We start from the raw sequence: 15,834 nt of genomic DNA, 5'->3' as shown, positions 1-15,834 counted from the left end.
TGGGCGCCGGGCCGCTGCCGTTGTCGGAGCGAGCGGCCACAATGGTGGGGTGAGTACGACCAGCCTCCCCGCATCCGACCGCGCCCCCCGGCTCCGCGAAGCCCTGATCGCCGCCGCCTTCACGGCCGATGGCCTCCTCGAGCGGCTCGGCGCGCCCGCGTACGCCGCGCTCGCCCGCAGTGAGACCGTTCCGGCGCTCCGGGCCACCCGCGGGGATTCCCCGCTCGACACGCTCGTGCGGCTCTTCCTGCTGCAGCGGCCCGTGCCGGTCGCAGCGGCCGGCGCCGCCCTCCCGCTGGAGGAGTGCGTCGGGGACGGCTGGGTGGTCCGCGAGGGGGACACGGCGAGGGCGACGGTGGACATCCGGCCCTACGGCGGTCCCGAGGGGCAGGACTGGTTCATCGTCTCCGACCTGGGGTGCGCGGTCGGCGGGGCCGGCGGCATCGGCTCGCACGAGGAAGGCGTCGTCCTCGGCGTCGGCGGGGCGTCCACCACGCTCGCCGGGGTCACCGTGCGAAGGCCCGTGGCGTCCGCACTCGATCTCGGTACGGGCTCCGGCATCCAGGCCCTGCACGCCGCTCAGCACGCCACTCGGGTCACCGCCACGGACGTCAACCCGCGTGCTCTCGAGTTCACCCGCCTGACCCTCGGCCTGTCCGGAGCGGCCCCCGCGGATCTGCGGGAGGGCTCGCTGTTCGAACCGGTCGGTTCCGAGACGTACGACCTGATCGTGTCCAACCCTCCCTTCGTCATCTCGCCCGGTGCCCGGCTGACGTACCGCGACGGCGGCATGGGTGGCGACGACCTGTGCCGGACCCTCGTGCAGCAGGCCGGGGACCGGCTCAACGAGGGCGGGTACGCGCAGTTCCTCGCCAACTGGCAGCACGTGGAGGGCGAGGAATGGCAGGACCGGGTGCGCTCCTGGGTGCCCGCCGGCTGCGATGCCTGGATCGTGCAGCGTGAGGTGCAGGACGTCACGCAGTACGCCGAGCTCTGGCTGCGCGACAGCGGTGACCACCGCACGGACCCCGCGCTGTACACCGAGCGGTACGAGGCCTGGCTGGACGAGTTCGAGGCCCGCAGCACCAAGGCCGTCGGCTTCGGCTGGATCACGCTCCGGAAGTCCGCCGCGGCAGCCGCGGGGAATCCCTCGCTCGTGGCCGAGGAATGGCCGCACGCGGTGGAGCAGCCCCTCGGTCCTGCCGTCGAGGCCCATTTCGCACGGCAGGACTATCTGCGGGCGCACGACGACGCGGCTTTGCTCGCCGCGCACTTCACCCTTGCCGAGGAGGTCGTGCAGGAGCAGGTCGGGATGCCGGGCGCCGAGGACCCCGAGCATGTGGTGCTGCGTCAGCACCGCGGGATGCGCCGTGCCACCAAGGTCGACGCCGTCGGGGCCGGGTTCGCCGGTGTGTGCGACGGTTCGCTGCCGGCGGGCAGGATTCTGGACGCCATCGCCCAGCTGATGGCCGAGGACCCGGTGCTGCTGCGCGACCGCACCCCGCAGGCGATCCGGCTGTTGGTGGAGGAAGGCTTCCTGGAGCCCCTGCGGTAACGCGGCGCAGCCGTCAACGCTGCCGGGGTCCTGCGATGCCGGCGGCCCTTGCGGCTGCCGACGCCGGTGGTCCGACGATGTCGGCGCGGCGTCGTCCGGTGATGCCGGCAACCCGGACGCAGGCGCGCTCCGTTACCGTTCCCTTGGCCATGTCCTCCTGCGCTCGGAAGCCTTCTGACCAGCGAACCCTCGCCCGGTCGTACACCAACCCCGGTGCGGCTTGCGGATTCCGCTCAGGGCAGTTCCCGGGGCGGCCGCACGGTGTTCATCCCCGGTTCGTGCCGACGACGCCCCGGAGTGGCAGCCTCCCCTCTGCCGAGCCGCCCGCACTGCGCGCGACGGCACCGGAGCCACGGCACGTGAGCCGCGGGAATCGCGGCGGCGTACGAGCGCCTCGGCGGCAGCCGGGGAAGAGCGTGAGGGGTACGGACATGGAAAGTGCCACCGCCGTTTTCGCCGGTGCGGCTTTCGCACTGTTCGGTGCCGCCCTCCTGGTCTGGACGGGGGCGCGCACCATTCAGCGCGCGCCGGTGGCGCTCGGTGTGAGCCCCGTCGCCGCCACCGCTCTCGCCACGCTCTTCGGCGTACTCTTCCTCGTCCTCGGCGTGTGGTGCCTCACCCGCATCTGATCCACTTCTCCGGCAGGTGCGTCGGGCTTCGGGCGGCCGTGACGCGCGGTTCCCCGGCGGGGCCGCGAATCCCGCAGGCGACAGCACCGCGAGGCCCGGACCGGACGGTCCGGGCGGCAGGAATGGCGGAAGTCGGGTTACCGTTCGAGTGGCCGTTGCGGGCTTTTGCCGTTTGACACGGGGGCGGGTTGTACCGTCACACTCCGCAGCGACAGCACCGCAGGCAGCACAGAGCGCTGCCCGGATGCCCACGAGTGCCGACCGGAGAGAAGAGCGAAGTTGTCCCCGACCAGCGAGACCGCAGGCCGCCGACTCGTCATTGTCGAGTCGCCTGCCAAGGCGAAGACGATCAAGGGCTATCTCGGCCCCGGATACGTCGTCGAGGCGAGCGTCGGGCACATCCGCGACCTGCCGAACGGCGCCGCCGAGGTGCCGGACGAGTACACCGGTGAGGTACGCCGCCTCGGCGTGGACGTCGATAACGACTTCCAGCCGATCTACGTCGTCAACGCAGACAAGAAGTCCCAGGTCAGGAAGCTCAAGCAGCTCCTCGCCGAATCCGACGAACTCTTCCTCGCCACCGATGAGGACCGCGAGGGCGAAGCCATCGCGTGGCACCTGCAGGAAGTCCTCAGGCCCAAGGTCCCGGTCCACCGGATGGTCTTCCACGAGATCACCAAGGACGCGATCAGGGCAGCCGTCGCCAATCCGCGCGAGCTCAACCAGCGCATGGTCGACGCCCAGGAGACCCGCCGTATCCTCGACCGCCTCTACGGCTACGAGGTCTCGCCGGTCCTGTGGAAGAAGGTCATGCCGCGGCTGTCCGCGGGCCGTGTCCAGTCCGTCGCCACTCGCCTCGTCGTCGAGCGGGAGCGCGAACGCATCGCCTTCCGTTCCGCCGAGTACTGGGACCTGACCGGCACCTTCGCCACCGGCCGCACCGGTGACATCTCCGACCCCTCGACGCTCACCGCCCGCCTCAGTGCGGTCGACGGGCGCCGTATTGCCCAGGGCCGCGACTTCGGTCCCGACGGGCAGCTCAAGCAGGGCTCCGCCCAGACGCTGCATCTGGACGAGTCGAACGCCCGCGCCCTGGCCGCTGCGCTCGCCGACTCCGCGTTCGCGGTCCGCTCGGTCGAGTCGAAGCCGTACCGCCGCTCGCCGTACGCGCCCTTCCGTACGACGACCCTCCAGCAGGAGGCGAGCCGCAAGCTGGGCTTCGGGGCCAAGGCCACGATGCAGGTGGCGCAGAAGCTGTACGAGAACGGCTTCATCACCTACATGCGTACGGACTCCACGACCCTCTCGGACACCGCGGTCTCCGCGGCCCGGGCGCAGGTCACGCAGCTGTACGGCGCGAACTACCTGCCCGAGAAGCCCCGCACGTACGCCGGAAAGGTCAAGAACGCCCAGGAGGCGCACGAGGCGATCCGCCCCTCCGGCGACCGCTTCCGCACCCCGGCCGAGACGGGCCTCACCGGTGACCAGTTCCGGCTCTACGAGCTGATCTGGAAGCGGACCGTCGCCTCCCAGATGAAGGACGCCACGGGTAACTCGGTCACGGTGAAGATCGGTGGCCGGGCGAGCGACGGCCGGGACGCCGAGTTCTCGGCGTCCGGCAAGACGATCACCTTCCACGGCTTCATGAAGGCGTACGTCGAGGGAGCGGACGACCCGAACGCCGAGCTGGACGACCGTGAGCGCCGTCTGCCGCAGGTCGCCGAGGGCGACGCGCTGACCGCCGACGAGGTCACGGTCGACGGCCACGCGACCAAGCCGCCGGCCCGGTACACCGAGGCCTCGCTGGTCAAGGAGCTCGAAGAGCGCGAGATCGGCCGCCCGTCCACGTACGCCTCGATCATCGGGACGATCCTGGACCGCGGCTACGTGTTCAAGAAGGGCACGGCCCTGGTGCCGTCGTTCCTCTCGTTCGCCGTGGTCAACCTGCTGGAGAAGCACTTCGGCCGGCTCGTCGACTACGACTTCACCGCCCGCATGGAGGACGACCTCGACCGCATCGCGCGGGGCGAGGCCCAGTCCGTGCCGTGGCTGCGCCGCTTCTACTTCGGTGCCGGGGACGACACGACCGGTGCCGGTGCGGCCTCCGACGCGGGCAACGGCGACGGGGACCACCTCGGCGGGCTGAAGGAGCTCGTGACCGACCTGGGCGCGATCGACGCCCGCGAGATCTCCTCGTTCCCCGTCGGCAACGACATCAAGCTTCGCGTCGGCCGCTACGGGCCGTACATCGAGCGTGGTGAGAAGGACTCCGAGGGCCACCAGCGAGCGGACGTGCCGGAGGACCTGGCACCCGACGAGCTGTCCGTGGAGCTCGCGGAGGAGCTGCTGGCCAAGCCGAGCGGCGATTTCGAACTCGGGGCCGACCCCGTCAGCGGTAACCAGATCATCGCGAAGGACGGGCGCTACGGCCCGTACGTCACCGAGGTACTGCCCGAGGGCACGCCGAAGACGGGCAAGAACGCGGTGAAGCCGCGGACCGCCTCGCTCTTCAAGTCCATGTCGCTCGACACGGTGACACTCGCGGACGCGCTCAAGCTGATGTCGCTGCCCCGGGTGGTCGGTGAGGACGCCGAGGGCGTCGAGATCACCGCGCAGAACGGCCGCTACGGGCCGTACCTCAAGAAGGGCACGGACTCGCGCTCCCTGACGTCGGAGGACCAGCTCTTCGACATCACGCTCGAAGAGGCCCTGGCGATCTACGCCCAGCCGAAGCAGCGCGGGCGGGCAGCCGCGAAGCCGCCGCTGAAGGAGCTGGGCACCGACCCGGTGAGCGGTTCCCCGGTGGTCGTGAAGGACGGCCGGTTCGGCGCCTACGTCACCGACGGCGAGACGAACGCGACGCTGCGGACCGACGACAGCGTCGAGGACATCACGCCGGAGCGCGGTTACGAGTTGCTCGCCGAGAAGCGGGCCAAGGGGCCGGCGAAGAAGAAGACGGCGAAGAAGGCTCCGGCCAAGAAGGCCACCGCGAAGAAGGCCACGACGGCCAAGAAGGCCACGGCCAAGAAGGCGACCGCCACCAAGACGACTGCCGCGAAGAAGACGGCCGCCGCCAAGAAGGCGCCTGCGAAGAAGGCGACCGCCACGGCGAAGAAGACGGCTTCCGCTTCGCCCGAGGAGAGCTGACCGCAGACGTCGGCAGTGAGTGGCCACCACCGGGCGTGGGCGGTGAAACGCTGACGGCCGGTCGCTGAGCTGCGAGCCGGCTGTCGGTCGGGGAGCCGCGAAGGGGCGCCCGCGCGGCGCGGCGACGGGCTTGTGGCCCTCCCACGCAGTGGGGCGAAGTGCTGCTCGCCCGGCGCGCAGCGCGGTGACGGCTTGCCGTCCGGTGCCTGTCGCAGGACCGTCCGGAGGCGGCCGTGAGCCGTGGGGGGGGGGGGGGGGGGGCGGGGGGGCCCCCCCCCCCCCCCCGGGGGGGGGGGGGGGCGGGGGCGGGGGGGGGGGGGGGGGGGGGGGGGGGGGGGGGGGGGGGGGGGGGGGGGGGGGCCCCCCGCCCCCCCCCCCCCCCCCCCCCACGGCCGGGCCGCGTTTCCGTTGGGCATATGTTCGGACGCGACCTCCGGGCACCGTGTGGCTCCCGATAGGCTGGGCGGATGACGCGAGCCGAGCAGCCACCGGTCGTGAGCCCCACCTCCGACACACTTGCCGCAGACTCACGCGAGCGCGCCGTACGAGCCCTGTTGCGTGTTCCCCCGCTCCGGCGGTTGTGGAGCGCCCAGCTCGTCGGCAGTATCGGCGATTCACTCGCCCTTCTTGTGCTCGTGCTGTTGTCGCTGCAGGCGGCGGTCCTCGAGGGCTCCTTCGGGGCCGGATACCGCGGGGCGGCCTTTGCCGTCGCCGCCGTGTTCGGCGCCCGGATTCTTTCCACCGTGCTCTTCGGAGCCGTACTCCTGGGGCCTTTGACAGCGCTCATGGCGCCCGCCGGTCCGGTCGACCGGCGCTGGCTGATGATCGGGGCGGACGGGCTGCGGCTCGCTCTGCTGGTCGTCGCGCCCCTGTGGATCGACTGGATGCCGGACAAGGCACTCATGATGATCCTGATCACGGTCTTCGTGACCGGTGCCGGCGAACGGCTGTGGTCGGTGGCCAAGGAGAGCGCGGCCCCCGCGCTGCTCCCCGCCCCGCCCCTCGAAGGCGCCGCCGTGCGCCCGCTGCCGGACCATCTCGACGCCCTGCGCAGGCTCTCCCTGCGGACCAACTTCCTCGCGGTCCCCGCGGCCGCCGCCGTGCTGGTGGTCGCCGCGCTGGTCGGTGAACTGCTCGGTACCGGCTTCGACTGGTTCTCCTTCCACCAGGCCGCCCTCGGCTCCTACCTCGCGGCGGGACTCTTCTCCGCCTCGGTCTCGACCCTTTACTTCCTGGAGATTCCGGCCACCCGGACACCCCGCCCCCGCTCGCCCCTGGAGGGCCTGCGCCGGCCGAGTGCCGGAACGGGCTCCGACAAGGGCCGTACCGGCAGCATTCCGCTGGTCGTCGCGGCGTGCGCCGCGGTTGCCGGGGCCATCGCCGCCGCAGCGGCCGTCTCCGTGCTGCACGCCGCCGATCTCGACGGCGGGCCCGCCACCTTCGCCCTGCTGATCCTGGTCCTGACCGGTGGCACCGCGCTCGGTATCCGTACCGCGCCCAAGGTGCTGCCCGCCCTGTCGCGCCGCCGGCTGCTGGCACTGGCGGTCGCCGTCACCGGGGTCGCGCTCCTCGCGCTCGGCCTGGTGCCCGACACCGCCACCGGTCTGCTGATCGCGCTGCTCGCCGGTTACGCGGCGGGGGTCGCCGCACACATCGGGCATGCGGTCATCGACCAGGAGACCGAGGCTTTCCGCCAGGCCAAGACCACCGAGCACCTCCAGGCCGTCGCCCGGGTGCTCGTCGCGCTCGGCGCGGTGGGCGGTCCGCTGCTCGCCGCCGCCATCGGACGGCACCGTCTCGGGTCCGGTGACTTCGTCTTCGCACACGGTGGAGCGGCCTTCGCGCTGATGCTCATCGGCGCGCTGCTGCTGCCCGTCGCCGTGATCGTCCTCGCGAAGACCGACGACCGCGCCGGCGTCCCGCTGCGCCGTGACCTGCGTGAGGCGATGCGTGGCGGCGACCCCGCGGTCACTCCCGCGGCGAACGGTTTCTTCCTCGTCCTGGAGGGCGGCGACGGAGCCGGCAAGTCCACCCAGGTCGACGCGCTCGCCGACTGGATCCGCGCCAAGGGCCACGAGGTGGTCGTGACCCGCGAGCCGGGTGCCACCCCGATCGGCAAGCGGCTGCGCTCGATCCTCCTGGACGTCTCGTCGGCCGGTCTGTCGAACCGGGCCGAGGCACTGCTGTACGCCGCCGACCGTGCCGAGCACGTCGACTCGGTCGTCCGCCCGGCACTGGAGCGCGGCGCGGTCGTCATCTCCGACCGCTACATCGACTCGTCCGTCGCCTACCAGGGCGCGGGCCGGGACCTCGCACCGACCGAGATCGCCAGGATCTCGCGCTGGGCGACCAGCGGGCTCGTACCGCATCTGACGGTGCTCCTGGACGTCGACCCGCAGACGGCACGGGAACGCTTCACCGAGGCGCCCGACCGGCTGGAGTCCGAGCCGGCCGAATTCCACAACCGCGTGCGGTCCGGCTTCCTGACCCTCGCCGCCGCCGACCCGTCCCGCTACCTGGTGGTGGACGCAGGGCAGGAGCCCGAAGCGATCACCACGGTCGTACGCCACCGGCTCGACCGGCTCCTTCCCCTCTCCGAAGCCGAGATCAAGGCCCAGGAGGAGGCGCGCAGGGCGGCCGAGGAGGAGGCCCGGCGCAAGGCCGAGGAAGAGGCTGCCCGCAAGGCGGAGGAGGAGCGGCTGGAGGCCGAGCGGCAGGCCCAGCTCGCGAAGCTCCGTGCCGAGGAGGAGGAGCGCAGGCGCCGCGAGGAGGAGGAGGCGCGTCAGCGCGAGGCCGAGCGCCAGGCCGAGGAGGCCCGGCAGCGTGCCGAGGAGGCCCGACGCCGTGCCGAGGAGCAGCGGGCCCGCCTCGAGGCCGAGGAGCAGGTGCGTGAGGCCGAGCAGGAGCGGCTGCGCCGGCAGGCCCAGGAGGAGGCGCGGATCCGCAAGGAGGCGGAGGCACTGCGCCTGGAGAAGCAGCGCAAGGCGGAGGAGGCGCTGGTCAGGTCCGAGGAGGCGCGCCGCCGTGCCGAGGCCGAGGCAGCCGCCCGGGCCGAGGAGGCCGCGGCAGCGGCCGCCGCGCAGCGTTCCGAGGAGCGGGGCGACTCCGAGTTCCGGAAGACCGGGCCCTCGGCGCAGGACAACGAACTCACCGTCGCGACACCGGTCGTGAATCCGAACGAGATCACGCAGCCCGTGCCGGTCGCCCGGCCGGACGGCCCCGCGCGCGACGCGGACGAGACGGCTGTACTGCCGCCGGTGCGCGATGCGGACGAGACCGCCGTTCTGCGGCCCGTGCGGGACGAGGATCCGTCCGACCGCGTACCGCCGGGCGTCTTCCGCGACGAGCGTCGGGCTTCCGGTGCCGAGAGCGAGAACGAGCGCACGCGTGAGCTGCCCCAGGTGAGCGACGACCCGCAGGGCGGGCGTGAGGCCCGGGGTTCCGCGGCTGAGGGCGGCCGCGGCGGACGGCCGCGGCCGGACTGGGCGGAGGAGACGCCGCTGGACGATCTGCCGTCCCTGGCCGACGAACTGCTCGGCGGCCACGACGACGATCAGGGCGGCTCCGGACGGAGCGGGCGGGGGCCGCGCCGCTGACGGGCGGAAGGTGGAGGCGGAACGCCGGGATTGTCAGACCCTTCCCGCACAATAGGGAAGCGCTGGGACACCGGCGTTGCGCAGCACACCACCGGAAGGGCGGTGACCATGACCGTATGGGACGACCTGGTCGGACAGGACCGGGTGCAGGAGCAGCTCGGCGCCGCCGCCCGGGACGCCGATGCGCTGGTCACCGCCCAGTCCGAGGGGCGCCCGGTGCCCCCCGGCTCGAAGATGACCCACGCCTGGCTGTTCACCGGCCCGCCGGGCTCCGGCCGGTCCACCGCGGCCCGTGCCTTCGCCGCGGCGCTCCAGTGCACCAGCCCCGACCGGGCCCTGGGAGGGGCTCCCGGCTGCGGCTTCTGCGACGGCTGCCACACGGCGCTGATCGCCACCCACGCCGACGTCGAGGTGATCCGCACGGATCTGCTCTCCATCGGTGTGAAGGAGACCCGTGAACTCGTCCGCCGTGCCCAGCTCTCCCCCGCCGTGGGCCGCTGGCAGGTCATCGTCATGGAGGACGCGGACCGCCTCACCGAGGGCGCGGGAAACGTCCTGCTGAAGGCGGTGGAGGAGCCCGCGCCCCGCACGGTGTGGCTGCTCTGCGCCCCGTCCCTCGAGGACGTTCTGCCCACGATCCGTTCTCGCTGTCGCCACCTCAACCTGCGTACGCCGCCGGTGGACGCAGTGGCCGATGTGCTGACCAGGCGCGACGGCATCGACCCGGAGCGGGCCGCGTTCGCCGCTCGCGCCACACAGGGGCACATCGGCAGGGCGCGCCGTCTGGCCACCGACGAGCGGGCCCGTACCCGCCGCACGGCGGTGCTCAGGCTCCCGCTCCGCGTCCACGACGTCGGTGGCTGCCTCAAGGCGGCCCAGGAACTGATCGACACGGCGACGGACGACGCGAAGCAGGTCGCCGAGGAGATCGACGTCAAGGAGACGGACGACCTGAAGGCGGCGCTCGGCGGTGTGGCCGGGGGCCGGATGCCGCGCGGGACGGCGGGTGCGATGAAGGAGCTGGAGGACAGGCAGAAGCGCCGCAGGACACGTACGCAGCGCGACAGCATCGATCTCGCGCTGAGCGAACTCACCGGTTTCTACCGCGATGTGCTGGCTCTTCAGCTCGGCTCCCGGATCGCCCTCGCCAACACGGATGTCCGGGACGCGCTCGACCGGGTCGCCGAGGCGTCCACGCCGGAGCGGACCTTGCGCCGGATCGAGGCAGTGATCGCCTGCCGCCGCGCCCTCGACCGCAACGTGGCGCCCCTGCTCGCCGTGGAGGCGATGACGGTGGCGCTCCGGGCCGGCTGACGCCCGGTGGCGGAGTCGGGCAGGTGCGGCCCGCTGGCACCGGCGTTCCGGGTGGACTGCGGAGCTGGGTGAATTCACCCGTATGAGCAGGGAATCGGTTGAGTCGTCACGCGGCGGCTACGCTCCGGGGATGGACACCAGGCGCCTGCTCCGTACGTTCGCCATCGGGCTCGGCACTGCCGGCCTGCTCGTCTCCGGCTGCAGCAGTGGAGGCTCGGCCCCGAGCGCGTCGGCGACGGGCTCGGCCGCCCCCGAAGGGCTCGAGCCCTACTACGGACAGAAGCTGAAGTGGCGGGACTGCGGTGTCGAGGGCTTCCAGTGCACCACGATGAAGGCCCCTCTGGACTACGCGAAGCCCGACGACGGGGACGTCAAGCTGTCCGTCTCACGTAAGAAGGCCACCGGGCCCGGAAAGCGGATCGGCTCGCTCCTGGTGAATCCCGGAGGCCCCGGCGGCTCGGCCGTCGACTACCTCCAGGGGTACGCGGCCATCGGCTACCCCGCCCCGGTCCGTGCCCGGTACGACATGGTGTCCATCGATCCACGGGGTGTGGCCCGCAGCGAACCGGTCGAGTGCCTCACCGGCAAGGAGATGGACGCCTACACGCAGGTGGACCAGACCCCGGACGACAGGGGCGAGATCGCCGAGCTGAACAAGTCCTACGCGAAGTTCGCCGACGGCTGCGAGAAGCGGTCCGGCACGATCCTCCCGCACGTCTCCACGGTGGAGACGGCACGTGACATGGACGTCCTGCGCTCCCTGCTCGGCGACGACAAGCTGCACTACGTCGGCGCCTCGTACGGCACGTTCCTCGGCGCGACCTACGCCGAGCTGTTCCCCGCCCGGGCAGGACGTCTCGTCCTGGACGGGGCGATGGACCCGTCGCTCCCCGCGATCGACATCAACCGCGATCAGACCGCCGGCTTCGAGGCCGCGTTCCAGTCCTTCGCCGCGGACTGTGTGAAGCAGACGGACTGCCCGCTCGGCCGCACGTCCACCGCCGACGCGGCGACCGCGCTGAAGAAGCTCTTCAGCGACCTGGACTCCGAGCCCGTGCCGACGGGTGACACCCGGCAGCTGACCGAATCCCTGGCGACCACGGGCGTGATCGCCGCGATGTACGACGAGGCCGCCTGGCCCCAGCTGCGCGAAGCCGTCGCCGCGGCGCGGCGCGGCGACGGCTCCGGCCTCCTCACTTTGGCCGACAGTTATTACGACCGCGGTCCGAGCGGCAAGTACGCCAACCTGATGTTCGCCAACGCCGCCGTGAACTGCCTCGACCTGACCCCCGCCTTCACCGGGCCCGCAGAAGTGGAGAAGGCGCTCCCGGATTTCGAGAAGGCGTCCCCCGTCTTCGGCAGGGGCTTCGCCTGGGCCGCCCTGAACTGCGGCTCCTGGCCCGTGGAAGCCACCGGCACCCCGCACCGCACCGAGGCGGAGGGCGCCGCCCCGATCGTCGTGGTGGGCACCACCCGCGACCCGGCCACTCCCTACAAGTGGGCCGAGTCCCTCGCGGACCAGCTCTCCTCCGGCACCTTGCTCACCTACGAGGGCGACGGTCACACGGCGTACGGCCGGGGCAGCGACTGCATCGACACGGCGATCAACACCTATCTGCTGGAGGGCACGCCGCCCAGGAACGGGAAGAAGTGCACCTGACCTGCGGGTACAGCGGTGGCGGCGGGCGGTGCGGAGCACCCCTGGAAACTGTGTAGACTTGGCGTCGCTGCTGACCGCACCATGGTGCGACAGAGCGTGCCGCCTTAGCTCAGTTGGCCAGAGCAACGCACTCGTAATGCGTAGGTCTCGGGTTCGAATCCCGAAGGCGGCTCGGATGAACCCCAGGACTCACTCGCCGTGACCTGGGGTTTTTCTATGTCCGGGTCCAGACGAGGGGTTCCGTCGGCCGCCGGGGCGGCCGACGGAGGCTCGGTACAGCCGTCGCGTGCTGTCAGAGGGCGGCGATGACGTCGGCGGACGTCATGGGGATCGAGAACATGGGGTAGTCGTAGGTGATCGCGTTCTCGTGTTCCTCCTGGGAGGTGGCGGCGACGCAGTCCGGCAGGGTGACGACCCGGAATCCGTTCTCGTACCCGGTGCGCATCGTCGACTCGACACAGCAGTTGGTGAGGAAGCCTCCGAGGACGATCGTGTCGATTCCCTTGTTCCGCAGGATGAAGTCGAGGTTCGTGCTCGCGAAGGTGTCGAGGCCGCGCTTGCCCTCGATCACGATGTCGCCCTCGGCCGGTGCGAGGTCGTCCACGATCGCGGCGCCCCAGGTGTTCTTGACGAAGGCCGAGCCGTCCACGACCCCCTTGAGGATGCCGTACGGGGTCCGTGAGAGCTCGCCGTAACCGGGGGCGAAGGTGATGGGCGCGTGCATGATGGTGACTCCCGCGGCGCGCGCGGCTTCGACCAGGGCCACGGTGTTCGCGAGCATGCCGGTCTTCTCCATCACCCCGGACACGGCGCTGTTGAGCGCACCGCCCTCGCTGGTGAAGTCGTTCTGGTACTCGATCAGGACGAGTGCGGTCTTCGCCGGGTCGAGGCGGAAGGTCTCGGACATGACGGCTCCTCGGTGAGCTGGGACACATCAACGACAGGAACAGCTTGCCTGAGATGGGGGGCAATCGGCTTCGTCAGGCGTGGCCGTCGTGCGTGGATCCCGGTGTCGTGAGTACCGGACGGTCACGGGCCCTTTATCCGTGGACGATTTCGGGGCCGGCACGGAAACGCTCCATACCTCCGCCGGGAGAGGCTGTGACCACCGTGGCCTGCCGCCGGCACCGCCGGCGCGGGCCGCGTCCTGCCCACGCGACCCGGACCGACCGCGGTCACCTGCCGACGCGTCTTCGGAGCCGCGGCGAGTTCACCGCGTCCCGCACCCGGCCGACGAACGCCGTCAGGGGTGCCGGGAGGGCGGGAGTCGTACGCGTGCGCTGCGCCGTTTCGCCCCGCCACGCGGAACAGCCCATGGGCACCCGGCAGATTGCGAGGGCGGCCCCCGGCGGGGGAGGCCCGGCGTTTCTCGCGGATTCGCTTCAATCAGGTGTCGCCGGGCACGGGAGTGGAGCGCGGGCGGTCACGCCGCCGTTTTACCGGGCCGTGGGGTATCCCGCCACCAGGGATGCGGCGGGCCGACGAGGAACCGCGCGTGTGGACAGCGGGATCGGAGCGGGAGGTTGCGGGGACTGATGACCGGAGGAACGACGACCGAGCGGACGGGCACGGGACGGTTCGCCGCCGTCGCACAGTGGTGGCGGCAGGCCCTCTCCTCCTCAGGGGACGAGCGCGACACCCTGCTGGTCATCGCGAAGAGCACACTCGCCGCCACTCTGGCCTGGCTGATCTCCAACGACGTCCTCGAAGCCCGGTCGCCGGCGTTCGCCCCCTTCTCCGCGGTGCTGATGATGCAGGTGACCGTCTACCGTTCGGTCGTCCAGTCGCTTCGCTACGTCGGAGCCGTCGTCGCCGGGGTCCTGGTGCAGGCCGCTCTCGGCTTCCTCGCCGGCCCCGACCTGCTGACCTTCCTGCTCGTCGCCCTCATCGCCCTGACGATCGGGCGCTGGCACGTCCTCGGTGTCCAGGGACCGCAGGTCGCCACCGCCGCCTTCTTCGCCTTCTCGACCTACACCTCGGCGTCCGGGGACGCCCAGCGGCTGCGCGCCCTCGGAGAGATCGTCCTGCTGGTCCTCATCGGCAGTGCGATCGGGACAGCCGTCAACGTCCTCGTGGCCCCGCCGCTGCGTCACCGCAGCGCCGAGTACGGCATCCGCAGCCTCGCCCACACCCTCCACGGTCTGCTCGCCGACATACATCCCGTGCTCGCCGAGGGGGTGCCCGACGAGGACACCACGGGCAGGTGGCGGGCCCGCGCGGCACGCACCGGGGAGATGATCGGGCAGGCGAGGTCGGGGCTCCGGACCGCCAAGGAGAGCGCCCTGCTGAACCCACGGCGTCTGCTGCGCCGCCATCGGAGGCACCCGGGCTTCCAGGGTTACGAGATCGTGCTCGGCGCCCTGGAGCGCACGCTCTATCAGGTGGCCGCTCTCACCCGCGGCCTCGACCGGTCCCGTGCGGAGGACGAGGCCCGGCGGCCGTTCCTGCAGCGGTACGCGGCCTTCCTGGAATCCGTCGGCGCGGTGGCCGAGGTGCTCACGACGCTGGACGAGACCACGCTGCTTCCGCAGGCGAAACGGCTGGAGCGGCTCACCGACGAGGCCGAGGCGCGCAGGGACGAGGTGGTCGAGGAGACCCACCGGCTGTCCCTGTCCCTCGCCGACCCCTCTGCGCCGTACGGCATTCTCGTCACCGAGGCGACTCGGCTTCTGGAGGAGTTCCGCTACACCAGCCAGGTCCTTCTCGACGTCGCGCAGGAAGCGGACCGCACCCCCGGCAGCACCCTGCGGTAGGCAGTCCGCGACCGGTCGAGGCCGCTGGGTGTGGACGGCACGACACCGTCTTCGCGTACGCCACTGCTCTGCTCGAGCCCGCGCGCCTGATGGACGCTCCGCGTGACGGGCTTCGACCGTGCCGCGGCGCTGGACGCAGGACGGCCCGCCCGGGAGGCGCCATGGCTCCCGGGCGAGGGCCTCGCACCGTAAGCGGCCGGAAGGCGCGGGAGCCGTCCGCCGGACGGGCCCGGAGGACCGGGGGACTCACCGCCCGTCCGCGCCCCGGTGCCCCGCTCGGCAGCGACGCGGTCCTGATGGCGGAGGGCCGCTCGAACGCTTTCGTCGCCTAGGCGCTCACGGTCGGTGAGGGCGCGGTCGGCAAGCACTTCGGCTCGATCCTGACCGAGCAGGACCTCTCCCTGACCGACGCGACCAACCGCCGGGTCCTCACCGTGCCGGCCTATCTGCGGGAGTGAGCGGGGCCCCGGCCCGACAGTGACGCGACCAGATCCGCGGCCTCGTCCGGCGCCGCCGTCCCGTGCGCGGTGTACTGCGGGTCCGCCGCGCGCAGGGCGGTGGCGCCGGCGAGTGCGTCGGCGGGCACGCCTCCGTCGCCCGTGAAGCGGGGGAGCAGTGCCGCCAGCAGTCCCCGGGCCTGCTCACCGGCGTCGGAAGACGACAGATCGAGGGCCACCTGGGCCAGGATCAGCGAGGTCATGGCCCGGTCCAGCGCGGGCGGCCCCTCGCCGGCCGTCAGCCAGTCGGTGACCGTGGCGCCCTCGGGTGTCAGGGTCACGTTCTCCGGGTGCAGACCCAGGTGCAGGATCCGGTCCTCGGGGTCCTGGGAGAGCCGGGGCGGGATCGCGTGGAGCTCCCGCAGGAGCCGCGCCAGCAGGTCCGCGCCCTCGTCCGCGGTCACCGTTCCCGCCAGCAGCGCCTCGGCCAGCGTCGGGCCGGTCAGCCGCTGCACCACCAGGTCCGTGGGCAGCGCGTCCTCGGCCGGCGGCCCGATGCGCGGGACCGGGAAGCCCGAAGCCGACAGGTACGACATCACGGCCAGCTCACCGGCGGAGTCGATGCCGGGGCGGTAACGGCGCAGGACCCAGGGGCCGTCGAGTGCGTACACGTCGGCGGTGCGTCCCGATCCCAGGAGCGGGCCTATATGCATGGGGGAGAACCTACCCGCGCGGCACCACCC

At 72.0% G+C, this 15,834-nt stretch carries 9 protein-coding genes, 1 tRNA gene and 1 pseudogene; 9 read left to right on the top strand and 2 right to left on the bottom strand.

Going from position 1 to position 15,834, the window contains the following annotated elements; genetic code table 11:
• The first annotated feature begins 49 nt into the window (after positions 1-49).
• From JOC24_RS04800 to JOC24_RS04770, 7 genes are all read left to right on the top strand, one after another.
• Positions 50-1,555 carry a N5-glutamine methyltransferase family protein gene (locus JOC24_RS04800; protein ID WP_205018850.1) on the top strand — a complete coding sequence of 502 codons (1,506 nt, stop codon included), beginning with the start codon at positions 50-52 and terminating at the stop codon, positions 1,553-1,555.
• Positions 1,556-1,986: 431 nt separating this feature from the next.
• On the top strand, positions 1,987-2,184 hold the full coding sequence (locus tag JOC24_RS04795) for a hypothetical protein (protein WP_205018849.1): 198 nt from the start codon (positions 1,987-1,989) through the stop codon (positions 2,182-2,184).
• A gap of 279 nt (positions 2,185-2,463) precedes the next feature.
• On the top strand, positions 2,464-5,331 hold the full coding sequence (topA, locus tag JOC24_RS04790; protein ID WP_205018848.1) for a type I DNA topoisomerase: 2,868 nt from the start codon (positions 2,464-2,466) through the stop codon (positions 5,329-5,331).
• Between the two features lie 467 nt (positions 5,332-5,798).
• Positions 5,799-8,927, top strand: coding sequence for a dTMP kinase (tmk, locus tag JOC24_RS04785; RefSeq protein WP_205018847.1), 3,129 nt, complete (start codon positions 5,799-5,801; stop codon positions 8,925-8,927).
• A 108-nt stretch (positions 8,928-9,035) separates the two neighbouring features.
• Positions 9,036-10,241, top strand: a complete 1,206-nt coding sequence (locus JOC24_RS04780) for a DNA polymerase III subunit delta' (RefSeq protein WP_205018846.1) — start codon at positions 9,036-9,038, stop codon at positions 10,239-10,241.
• A 130-nt stretch (positions 10,242-10,371) separates the two neighbouring features.
• Positions 10,372-11,901, top strand: coding sequence for an alpha/beta hydrolase (locus JOC24_RS04775; protein ID WP_205018845.1), 1,530 nt, complete (start codon positions 10,372-10,374; stop codon positions 11,899-11,901).
• 98 nt (positions 11,902-11,999) lie between these two features.
• A tRNA-Thr gene (locus tag JOC24_RS04770) sits at positions 12,000-12,073 on the top strand.
• 120 nt (positions 12,074-12,193) lie between these two features.
• Here the strand turns inward: JOC24_RS04770 and JOC24_RS04765 are convergent.
• Positions 12,194-12,808 carry a cysteine hydrolase family protein gene (locus JOC24_RS04765; protein ID WP_205018844.1) on the bottom strand — a complete coding sequence of 205 codons (615 nt, stop codon included), beginning with the start codon at positions 12,806-12,808 and terminating at the stop codon, positions 12,194-12,196.
• Between the two features lie 628 nt (positions 12,809-13,436).
• Between JOC24_RS04765 and JOC24_RS04760 the strand changes: the two genes are divergently transcribed.
• Both JOC24_RS04760 and JOC24_RS33040 read left to right on the top strand, forming a co-directional pair.
• Positions 13,437-14,654 (top strand): FUSC family protein, encoded by a 1,218-nt coding sequence (locus JOC24_RS04760; protein WP_205018843.1) that lies wholly within the window; start codon positions 13,437-13,439, stop codon positions 14,652-14,654.
• A 293-nt stretch (positions 14,655-14,947) separates the two neighbouring features.
• Positions 14,948-15,112, top strand: a pseudogene (locus JOC24_RS33040) (DNA-binding response regulator); the annotation flags it as partial.
• Here JOC24_RS33040 and JOC24_RS04755 read toward each other — a convergent pair.
• Complete coding sequence (locus tag JOC24_RS04755; protein WP_205018842.1) at positions 15,097-15,804, bottom strand: phosphotransferase; 708 nt, start codon at positions 15,802-15,804, stop codon at positions 15,097-15,099. The pseudogene JOC24_RS33040 and the gene JOC24_RS04755 overlap by 16 nt on opposite strands.
• Between the last annotated feature and the right edge of the window lie 30 nt (positions 15,805-15,834).

This window comes from Streptomyces sp. HB132 (genome assembly GCF_016909575.1).
GTDB lineage: Bacteria > Actinomycetota > Actinomycetes > Streptomycetales > Streptomycetaceae > Streptomyces.
The sequence above is the reverse complement of the archived record's forward strand: the minus strand, read 5'-3'. Positions and strand labels throughout refer to the sequence as shown.

Bases quoted from the DNA above. Each gene is read 5' to 3' on its own strand.
- tmk (WP_205018847.1), top strand. From the start codon at position 5,799: ATGACGCGAGCCGAGCAGCCACCGGTCGTGAGCCCCACCTCCGACACA.
- JOC24_RS04755 (WP_205018842.1), bottom strand. From the start codon at position 15,804: ATGCATATAGGCCCGCTCCTGGGATCGGGACGCACCGCCGACGTGTAC.
- JOC24_RS04765 (WP_205018844.1), bottom strand. From the start codon at position 12,808: ATGTCCGAGACCTTCCGCCTCGACCCGGCGAAGACCGCACTCGTCCTG.
- JOC24_RS04780 (WP_205018846.1), top strand. From the start codon at position 9,036: ATGACCGTATGGGACGACCTGGTCGGACAGGACCGGGTGCAGGAGCAG.
- JOC24_RS04760 (WP_205018843.1), top strand. From the start codon at position 13,437: ATGACCGGAGGAACGACGACCGAGCGGACGGGCACGGGACGGTTCGCC.
- JOC24_RS04795 (WP_205018849.1), top strand. From the start codon at position 1,987: ATGGAAAGTGCCACCGCCGTTTTCGCCGGTGCGGCTTTCGCACTGTTC.
- JOC24_RS04775 (WP_205018845.1), top strand. From the start codon at position 10,372: ATGGACACCAGGCGCCTGCTCCGTACGTTCGCCATCGGGCTCGGCACT.